The sequence below is a fragment of the Nostoc sp. FACHB-892 genome, assembly GCF_014698795.1.
GTDB lineage: Bacteria > Cyanobacteriota > Cyanobacteriia > Cyanobacteriales > Nostocaceae > Nostoc.
Window position 1 is genome coordinate 1 of record NZ_JACJTR010000096.1, and the last position, 10,014, is coordinate 10,014.

A 10,014-nucleotide genomic window follows, 5' to 3' on the forward strand; every position below is an offset into this window, starting at 1 on the left:
TAGGATTTTGATAAGGTATATATAGTGCTGAATCGTAGCGAAGCTTGGAAATTATATGTAACTTAACTTGACGAGCCATCTGCAAGGCATTATTGTTCCCAAAATGACCGTCTAACACTAAGTAAGTCAGAGGGATAAAGTTAGCTATTAACAAGACTAACTCATTAATCATCTTCTTAATTCTTAGTAATTCAGATGTGAGAATGACCTCTGTTTTATTCTTGTTCTTACTCCCTTTTGGTCGTCCACGCTTACGTTTATCTTTTTTGTTTATTTCTGGGGTTGGTGACAGGCTAATTTTTTCTACATCGCTCTTGATTACCTGTTCTATCCGAATCGGAAACGAGTGTCTTCGCTCAACACTTACTAATGATAATGTAAAAAAAGATAGCCCTAATATAGGTTTGCTGACGAGGCTAGAAAAAAATCTATCCAGCCCATAAGTCTTTTTCCCGGATTTACTGATTACAACTTCATCTCCTGCAAGCAAATATACCTCATTTGTACGAAACAAATGCTTGCGAAAAAATAGCCAAAACAACGTTGCCCAAGGGATTACTGTATGAAAGAATCTCAATATCGTCCGATAACTACCACCAGTGCCTGTCCAGCGCGAGATTCAAGGGCATGGTGGCTCGCCCGCTCATTGCTAACATGGCCAGGATTATCTGGTTCAATTGCCCCATCGTCGTAGCGTTTATCTGCGGTAGCAAGCATTGTAAGAGTGATAAGATGTCTGGCATGGGTAGCTTGTAGTTCTTGAGTTGTCGTTGTGAGAGACAATAACTCTACTACGAAGCGCCCTACCTCTTCATGCTCTTATTTTGGCTAAGGTATTGTTATTAGTTAGTTAAGTAAAACCAGTTGAGATTTCACCATCATATATATCAGCCCACTGCAAACCTCCTCTAAAACACTAGCTAAATAAACGACAGGTTTTTTCTGCCCGATAAGTCTTAATCCCCGACTGTCTAGTTGTCACGGTCATCAGGGCTAACCAGCTCTGAAGCTGCTTTGGCTCCTAAGTTCATAGAGACTAGACAATCAGAGATATCGACTGTTTAAAGTTTAAGCCACTAAATAGTCAATTCAGTTGAATCTACCAAGAACCAAATTCGGTATCGCTTGGCAATCCTTGTGCGAAGTCATTGGTTATGATACTTTCCAAATCATCAAATTTTATGTTATTCAAGAGATCGAAACTCGCTTCAAAAAAGTTACTGGTGAGATCCTGCTTTAAAGACTGCTGCTCGATACTTGTAGTCTTCACTCGATTTGGAGATATATGTGAAAAAACAGCTTCATTGGCAATACCAGACCCTAGCGATAGTAAAATTGAAAATCCAAAATCTAAAATGCGGACTAGCATCTTTTTTCTCCTTGTCGTTTGAAAAATACAGTTAAGTAAATCTGAAAAAAGCCCTTCTTGCTTATCGGGTCATTTCTTTAGCTTCTGAAAATTAGTTCTCTGCTACTAAGTAAGTATTTAACTTTAGCGGTTTCAATACATTCTGAAGTTCCTCATCTGAGATGTAGCCTTCCTTGGGTGGAGTAAAGCGTAACAACGCAGTTTCATAACAAGCTCTCGCTACGCGCATACACTCTTCAGAAGCCATCTCTGCAACAATCTCAACTGTCTCCTCAACATGGTTCACTTCAGCACCAACACCACTGTGTATCCGTAACCAGCGTGTGGCATGAGTACCCTGTGGTAGCAAAGCCTCTACACTCTGGATGTACTCCTCTCCTTGAAATGTCCCTAAGCGTTCACTTGCATACGAATGGCCAACGCAACCAATTGGATTGATCGCTTGCACACTTTGGGTGAAATAATCTACCACAGCTGTTGCAGCAGATGGAATAAGTGCTTGCACCACAGCCTCAGCTTCGTATCCCATTGATTGAATATCAAGCAGGGCGAGTTGATCGTGACCTGCTTCCTCTCTAGCTTTTTGTGCAGCCCAGTCTGCCAAACTCTGGCGACCAGATGCAGCGAAGCGTTGAGCGGCTTCTTCCATAAGTCGTGAGGTATGGCGGCTTGAATGATACGCACCAGCAAGCCGCCATACCCAACGTATAGGGGTCAGTTTTGGTGGCCTACGATCGCTCTTGACTGTGTGCCAAGCATAGGCGATTGCTCTATCTAAAAGCTTCTGAGTTTGAGCTATCCTCTCTGCATCACTCATCTTTGAGACGGAGCGATCGCCACCTTTTGCAGAAGTGGGTCGATGCCTTTGAGTGTAATTAGCAGTCTTGATCGCTGTTTCGTCAGGCACGAAACATGCTGATTCAGTATTAATTAACAAGTCATTACGCATAGTTCGTTTCCTAACTTACATTTGCTACAAAATTTGGGCAAGTCACTCGTGGCAATAACAGACTTGTTGCTAAATAAGCTAAATAACCCATGAAATCCAGCACAGCAAACATTTCGCCAGATGGTTACAATGTAGACAGTACAATGGTTTGAGCTATTTTAGGCGTTATTAAGCGACAATTCCAAAAAATTGCCAGTCAAGTAAGTAAATTGAACTGTGTTACAGCTTGTGGTATTGGAATGCTAGAGGAATGCGATCGCCTACGGCGGGCGGTTACGCCATCGCACCTACCGAAATACCAAATGCATATTGCATTCTTACGTCTTCGGCTAATTTGCTGACTTTCTTTGACAAAGGCAATGTCCAATTGTGAGTTTCACTGGACGTTTGCAAGCAAAGAGGTAGTTAAAGATGACTAAAATGGCGAGAAAATCCCATACCCTTAGGACTTATGTATTGACAGAAACCTGATTGACAAACGGCTTCATTCGTGTATAAGGTTTAGGGAAACTAACAGGAAGCTTTTATTCTATGAGTAGCAAATCAATTGCAGACAGGATGTGTTTCACTACCATCCTGCACATTTAATTAGAAGCAACGCTTATTTCAATCGGATAGTGTCAAACAAAGTCCAAACTGCCCTTTAGTTGCAATGCTGGTGAAAGAAGCAATGCATGGGCGTTGTCATCTGTCTTCCCTATTGCAAACCTCCGTCATAGAGGTATTCCACTTAGTGAGGAGAAAATTAGAAGTAAATACTCCTACATCTCGTATCCTGCCAAAGTGCCTTGCTGGTAGTCAAAACCGTTCGGTAGCAGACTCAATCTGCAACCGAAGGAGTTTGCCCAGAGGCAATGTATACGAATCTAAAGTTTCGCAGCATTGCTAATTACTCATCTTACGCACCCTCATCTATGTGGTTGGTTGACTGATACCTGTTGCAGTTAAGTTTGCTAACTTTACAAAACTTTTGCAACTCAAGATAAGAAACTTAAGATAAAGATAAGTTATTTTTTTCCTGTGACATTGTCCCCTTCAAATTTAAAGTTGCACATACAAATGTACTATTTAGCCTAAAAAGTTTGATAGGTGAGCAATAGCGCGATTTTATTTTCAAAAACGTACATCTGTAAAAACTAGTTTGGCAAAGGATAACATCTTAGTGCAGCTTTGCATAAGTTCTTAGCGGATTAAATTTAGTAAGACTGTGCGTCCCCTTGGGCTTACTTTCTATCCCCACCGTATCCTTCCCTACGAGAGAGACTTACGAGCGAACGGGAACCAAGCAAGCTACGTGCAGTGTCTCCGACTTCTCTGTGAGTTTAAATTTAAACCCTCAACTGGCCACAAAATTACTTAGCGCTCTTTGATGTACTGATCTATCACGGTGATAGTGGAGGTAGCCGTTCTTAAACCCAATCAAATACCTCTGATGAGTTAAGCGGACAGTACATTGATTATACTCTCATGAGAGTAATAAAAGCTGTTTACACGCGATCGCCCGCCCCGTAATGGATGTAAAGAAACATTTCTGTTTTTTAGGCGAGTGTTAGTAATGTTCAACCCTATTAGAAAGAAATTTAGAGATTTTACCTGTGCAAATTACTTAAATAACCGATTGCTTGAGAATGGTACAAGATGCAAATTTTAGCAAAGTTAGTAAAACCTGTTATTTACATTTACTGTTAGCTAAAAACCGCTTCAGTTGGAACTTTGCCTAAAATCCAAATTAAAAACACAAACTTTTCCGCTTAAGTTTTCTATCTTAACTGGCTAAAACTAATGTTGAAATGGATAATTATACGCAAAGCCTTTGAGAGAGTTACTCACTCTCAAGGACTCCTAACACTAACTTACTCGGTTATATCCCTCGATTCATCCACGGGGGGGTTTCCCCTCTAACTTCGCTGGCTGCTATATATACATATTCTAGACAACAACGGTTTTGCTTTTCGATTCCTTTTTGTAAGGATCGTACCCTTAGCAGAAACTTAATATGTTTTTTAACAGCATATTAATGTCTAAGAATATACATTATAATAGCGCTTCCGGGAAAAAAATTAAAACTTTCTAAAAAGTTTCTTTATCCATGTTGATATTTTTATGACCAGCCCTTTCAATCTGGTAAAATTTTTCCTGATTTCTTCAATTTCAAGCCTTGTTGCACATGGATTTAGTCTTAACGGCATCTAAAAAATAAGATGCCGCACGATAAGGCAACAAAGGTATTCGCTTTATAACTCTTTAGCGTCTCGCTTAGTCGTCAGTTTGACAACTAGCTTCATGAAAACTACCCCACTCTAATACTGATTCCACATGAGGTTGCACAGAAAATTGGGTTGTCCAAGCTTTCATAAAACAGGGATTATAGGCATTCAGGATTAAAAGCATACACAGAGAAAATTGGTTAAAGATTATAGAGGCTTGAAATGACGAAACGAACTAACTACTACAATGATTTGTTAGTAGATTACTCCAAGCCTGAGCTAGTTTCTAATGAACTAGCAGTAAAACTACTCAAAGACGCAGAGACATATCTTTCTCTACGTAATGATACCTTACCTGAAATAACTCTAGAGTACAGCTTAGAGCAAGTAGAACAGGAAAATAAACATTGGTGGCCAACCCACTGTGAAGCACTACGACAAGGACGGGGGGACATTTTAGCAGGTGAGTATGCCAATAATCTTGTATATTTTTGTGCTGATGGACCTTTTTATGGCAGAACCGCAGCAACAAATAGAGAAGTAAATCGTTGGGCAATTATTGCTCAACCAAGTGTAACAATAGCTTGGCCAATTATTATGTTCAATGGTGAAGTTATCTACTCGGAATGGAATTGTTTTGATGATGAAACTAACGAAGTCATCGCCAAAGGAAACGAAACTTTGCTTCGGCGAGGACATCGCGGTTCGTGCTACTTAAAATGCGAGCAACTTAGCTTTTATCGCGACGTTTATGCCTCTGATGAATTGCTGTATTGGATTAGGCGTTGACCGAATTGGTGATCAGAGAATATTTATAAATGAATGAAGAAAAAGTAGAATATTAGACGAATTAGTTTATGGAGGTTAACTGAGCCTTGACTAAAAATAGAAATATTTAGGCTCTACTCTAGTTCAGATAGTTTGAGATGAAATCCAAGTGTGTTTAATACAATTAATGAGGCTAAAGTGATGGACTCAAATTACTTATTAAATGGCATTGACTCTTATAACGTTAACATCGCTATTAATACGGCGATCCTGACAAGTTTTGAAAAGTTCTTGCTTCAGTCTCAACCTTTGTTAAGCCATGTTTTTCAATTTATTGAGACAAATTATCATAATTCAATTAGTCTTAGAGAGGTGGCTGAGGCGGTCAGTCGGTCCCCTGCCTACCTCACCGACCTTGTACGTCGAGAGACTGGAAAAACCGTACTCTGTTGGATTGTTGAGCGTCGTATGGTAGAGGCACGCCGTCTGCTTATTGAAACAGACCATTCGGTAGAGCAGATTGCTGAAGCTGTGGGCTATCTAGATAGACGCCATTTCGGTCGCCAGTTTCTCCGGCTCCACAATATAACCCCACAAACATGGCGAAGGTCGCATCGGAGTAAGAGTATCCCATGTTGGCAAAGAGTCCCACAAAAGGCAAGCTCAAATGAACTAATCAACCAAGAAATCACAACTGTAACTTTTGCAGAAGCTCAACGGTTGCAAGCCTGTATCCAAGAAATTGCTGCGATTTTTAACAAAAGTACTGTTGCTGATGAAGTACTTATGTTAAAAAGCGAAAATGGTTCTGTTGCCAAAATAGACAATGGTTTGATACAGATAACCTTAGTCTCAACTTGCGAATCGTGTTGAAATCATTTTTGGCTTTTATTTAAGTCTGAGGGATTTGCAGTTCAGCATTATCCAAAAATGATTTTTGAATTTGAACAAGACTAATCTATATGTTTTTGTACATTTATTTTGTGTGGTAGACATGACAGAAAATAACGACTTAACCACAAGCTTTGGAATCCCGATTAGCGACAATCAAAATTCCTTGACAGCTGGAAGTAATGGTCCAATTTTGCTTCAAGACTTTTACCTGATTGAAAAACTCGCCCATTTCAACCGGGAGCGAATTCCGGAACGAGTTGTTCACGCTAAGGGCGCAGCTGCTCATGGCTATTTCGAGGTGACCAATAACGTTACCCAGTGGACAAAGGCAAAGTTTTTGGAAAAAGTTGGGAAGCAAACACCCGTTTTTGTGCGGTTTTCAACTGTTGCTGGAGAAAAAGGCTCCGCAGACACCGTGCGCGACCCTCGAGGATTTGCCGTGAAATTTTACACTGAAGAAGGTAACTATGACCTTGTTGGGAATAACACGCCTGTCTTCTTCGTGCGTGACCCGATGAAGTTTCCAGATTTTATCCATAGCCAAAAGCGTAACCCCCAGACTAATTGCAAAGATCTAAATATGGTTTGGGATTTCCTTTCCCTTACACCAGAATCTACCCATCAGGTGACAATTCTGTACTCAGATCGGGGTACTCCAAAGTCCTATCGGCATATGAATGGCTATGGCAGCCACACTTTTAAATGGATTAATACCCAAGGTAAAGCTGTTTGGATCAAGTATCACTTTAAAACTGAACAAGGCATTCAGAATTTTACTCAAGAAGAAGCTATTCAAATCGCAGGGGTTGACCCAGACTACACGACGCGAGAACTGTTTGAGGCGATCGCCAAGAATGAACAAGCAGCCTGGAAAGTTTATGTCCAGATTATGACGCTTGAAGATGCTAGCTCTTACCGCTTCAATCCCTTTGATATTACTAAGGTTTGGTCACGTAAAGACTATCCCCTTATTCCCATTGGTCGTTTAGTTCTCAATCGAAATCCTGATAATCATTTTGCAGAAGTAGAACAAGTTGCTTTCTCACCTGCCAACGTGGTTCCAGGAATCGACTTCTCACCAGACAAGATGCTACAGGGGCGTCTGTTTGCCTATGCAGATGCCCATCGTTATCGTCTAGGGGGTAACTACGGCCTATTACCCATCAACTGTCCTCATGCACGAAAGGCAATAAATTATCAGCGGGATGGTCTCATGCGATTTGATGATAACGGTAGTAGCAGCGTCAACTATGAGCCTAATAGTTTTGGCGGGTCAAAAGAAGTGCAACAATACAAAGAGCCGCCCTATAGTATTTCAGGTGATGCAGACCGAACAGCATTAGAACATAATAATGATGATTTTACTCAGGCAGGTGACCTCTATCGGCTGATGAAAGAAGAGGAGAAAGCTCATCTAGTGGACAATTTGGTTGATAGCTTAAAGCCTGCAAAGCGGGAATTTCAACTACGGCAAATTCTTCATTTCTACAACGCAGACTTAGAATACGGCATTCGCGTTGCTCAAGGTCTTGGTATCGATATTGAAGAAGAAGTTCTCCAAACTAAGTCAGTTGAACCAAAACAAAACATTAACCAGGAAAACAGAAAACAAAACGAACAGGTCGATTTGACTGTCCCTGCTAAGTACTGGTAATAAAAGTTTTTATAAGCTGTTCCTTCCACATTTAACTAGCACACTTGGGCGAGCAAGGATGCTTACCCTAGAACAAATACAGTAATTTATATTATGCAGATTAGATGTGGTTCAGCTTAACTCAAATGTTCAAATCAAGGCATTGAACATTTCTGTACTGATAGCCGGCTAGAAAGCGCTTAGGTTGTGTACTATACCAAGTTAAAATCCGTTGCAAGTAATCTTGTAGCAGCAAGGGGGTAATTGATTACGCTGAAGCGTTGCTGATTTTGGGTATGAATTTAGTTTCGTGTAAAGGTGCAAATGAAACAGTTTAAATTATTAACCTTTTAAAATTTATACTTGAATTCAGCAATGCCCTATTACGTTATTAGACCTTTTCCAAAAGGTAATTTTGCAATAGTTATAAACAGGGGAATAAAAAACGTTTAAAGAGATTGAATTTTCCTTGAATTCTTAACCTTGATCTTTTCTTCAACTTCTGCGATAAGTTTATTGTTAATCAGAGATAGTCTCTAGCCAAAGCTTGAGATTAATCAGTAGTCAGCAGTTAAAAGTCAACTTTCAACCAGCAGATCATATGAAAAATTGTCCTTGCTGCTCCCATCGGCTTCTACAACATATTAGTAATAACCAGGTGTACTGGTTTTGCCGAAGCTGCTGGCTGGAAATGCCTTTGCTGAAATTAGAAACTTTAACTAAAGAAAAAGCTGAAAGTTTAATTAACTTTATCAAATTGGAGGAAAAAGAAGTAATCCAAGCACAGATAGTGAGAGTGAAGTTATCCCATTATTCTAGTAGCAATACCAAGTAGGGCTAAAAAATATAAAGTTGCAAAAAAAAATGACCATTGCTACTAGAAAAACTCCCTATTTCAAGTTTTTTGTTTCAACGTATAACAGTTTATTCACGGATGGTTATAAAAACAAAAACTTAGATATACCAAGCTATTCTGATTTCATATAAAGTATAGTTTTAACAATGCATGGATGTAAAGCAGTTCGTCATTAGGCATTGCTGCATTCCACTGTTTACATTGTTTTATAAACAGCCTTGAAGTTTTTCATCTTACAAATATGAGTACTAATTTAGTTGCTGCGGTAATTAATAACAACCTTAAAGACGCTAGGAAATTCATTGAAGCTGGCGTAAACGTTAACCAAACAGACAGCAGTGGAAATAGCCTCTTGCTTGTCAGTTCTGCTAACGGCCAATCAGAAATGGTGAAACTGCTACTTGACGCTGGTGCTGATATTCACGCGGTTGACTCAAATATGAAGGCCACTGCACTTCATGCCTCTGCCTATTTAAGACATCCAGAGGTTATGAAAATTCTGATTGAATATGGGATTAATATAGATGCTCAGGGCCCTTATAACGGATATACTGCCCTACACGATGCAGTTTGGCAGGATAATATTGAAGGAGTCAGGCTCCTGGTAAACGCAGGTGCTCGCTTAGATATCAAAGGTAAGAACGGAGACACTCCTTTAGATATTGCCAAAAAAAGTGGGTGTAAAGAGATTGTTGCCATGCTTTCTGGGTAAGAAGCGGACTGTGCTTGAATCTCAAACTTATTAATGCCTACTTGCGTCACCTAAATACTAGACCTGCCTTATTTTCAATGCAGGTCTATTGATTAACCCTGTTATCTCACTCTCAGAAAACAATAATCTCAGCAAGATTCTAAAACTTTTATTGAGTCAAGCTTTGAGACATTATTTTCTAACAGTAAATGAAATTTATAGTCAAAACCTGGAAATTAAAGCTCCCAAAGGCTTGAGCGTGATTGGCTTCTCCCAGAGTGACAGAAGAGGGTTAAACAGTTAGGATCTGAAAGTAGCTTTTGAGTTGTTGTAGAAGACAAAAATTTTAATACTAAAATCTAAAACTGCATGGCTTGATTGACATATATTTCAATATCTTTGCCTGCGTGCAAAAACCAAATATTAGTACGTTGCATCTTTATTTGAGAGATAGCCTGTTGATTCCGCTGAGAAATTGGGAGAAGTACAGTGTTTATCCCACCTTCTACTAAACTTGTTAATACCAATTTAATATGAAGCTGCATAGAAAAGAGCTTCTAGGATAAAATTATAAGAAGAGACAGAAATCACCTGCTCAAATGAAAGTTGGTCGAATATTTCTTGGATGCGATCACGTAAAGCTTGTA

The 10,014-nt window shown here is 39.6% G+C and carries 7 protein-coding genes and 1 pseudogene; 5 read left to right on the top strand and 3 right to left on the bottom strand.

Annotation, left to right across the window (positions count from 1 at the left end):
- The 3 genes and pseudogenes from H6G96_RS39045 to H6G96_RS39055 form a co-directional block, all read right to left on the bottom strand.
- Window positions 1-743, bottom strand: a pseudogene (locus H6G96_RS39045) (transposase); the annotation flags it as partial.
- A gap of 356 nt (window positions 744-1,099) precedes the next feature.
- Window positions 1,100-1,369 carry a hypothetical protein gene (locus H6G96_RS39050; RefSeq protein WP_190919827.1) on the bottom strand — a complete coding sequence of 90 codons (270 nt, stop codon included), beginning with the start codon at window positions 1,367-1,369 and terminating at the stop codon, window positions 1,100-1,102.
- 91 nt (window positions 1,370-1,460) lie between these two features.
- Window positions 1,461-2,318, bottom strand: a complete 858-nt coding sequence (locus H6G96_RS39055) for a hypothetical protein (RefSeq protein ID WP_190919829.1) — start codon at window positions 2,316-2,318, stop codon at window positions 1,461-1,463.
- 226 nt (window positions 2,319-2,544) lie between these two features.
- On the opposite strand from H6G96_RS39055, the gene H6G96_RS39060 reads away from it, so the two are divergent.
- The 5 genes from H6G96_RS39060 to H6G96_RS39080 all read left to right on the top strand — a co-directional run bounded on the left by H6G96_RS39060 (window position 2,545) and on the right by H6G96_RS39080 (window position 9,388).
- Entirely contained in the window at window positions 2,545-2,691 is a 147-nt protein-coding gene (locus H6G96_RS39060) for a hypothetical protein (RefSeq protein ID WP_190919831.1), read from the top strand.
- Window positions 2,692-4,747: 2,056 nt separating this feature from the next.
- A complete protein-coding gene (locus tag H6G96_RS39065; RefSeq protein WP_190919833.1) occupies window positions 4,748-5,314 on the top strand; it encodes a hypothetical protein in 567 nt (188 codons plus the stop codon).
- Between the two features lie 180 nt (window positions 5,315-5,494).
- On the top strand, window positions 5,495-6,166 hold the full coding sequence (locus H6G96_RS39070; protein WP_190919835.1) for an AraC family transcriptional regulator: 672 nt from the start codon (window positions 5,495-5,497) through the stop codon (window positions 6,164-6,166).
- Window positions 6,167-6,287: 121 nt separating this feature from the next.
- Entirely contained in the window at window positions 6,288-7,841 is a 1,554-nt protein-coding gene (locus H6G96_RS39075) for a catalase (RefSeq protein WP_190919837.1), read from the top strand.
- Between the two features lie 1,076 nt (window positions 7,842-8,917).
- Window positions 8,918-9,388 (top strand): ankyrin repeat domain-containing protein, encoded by a 471-nt coding sequence (locus H6G96_RS39080; protein WP_190919839.1) that lies wholly within the window; start codon window positions 8,918-8,920, stop codon window positions 9,386-9,388.
- Window positions 9,389-10,014: the final 626 nt, after the last annotated feature.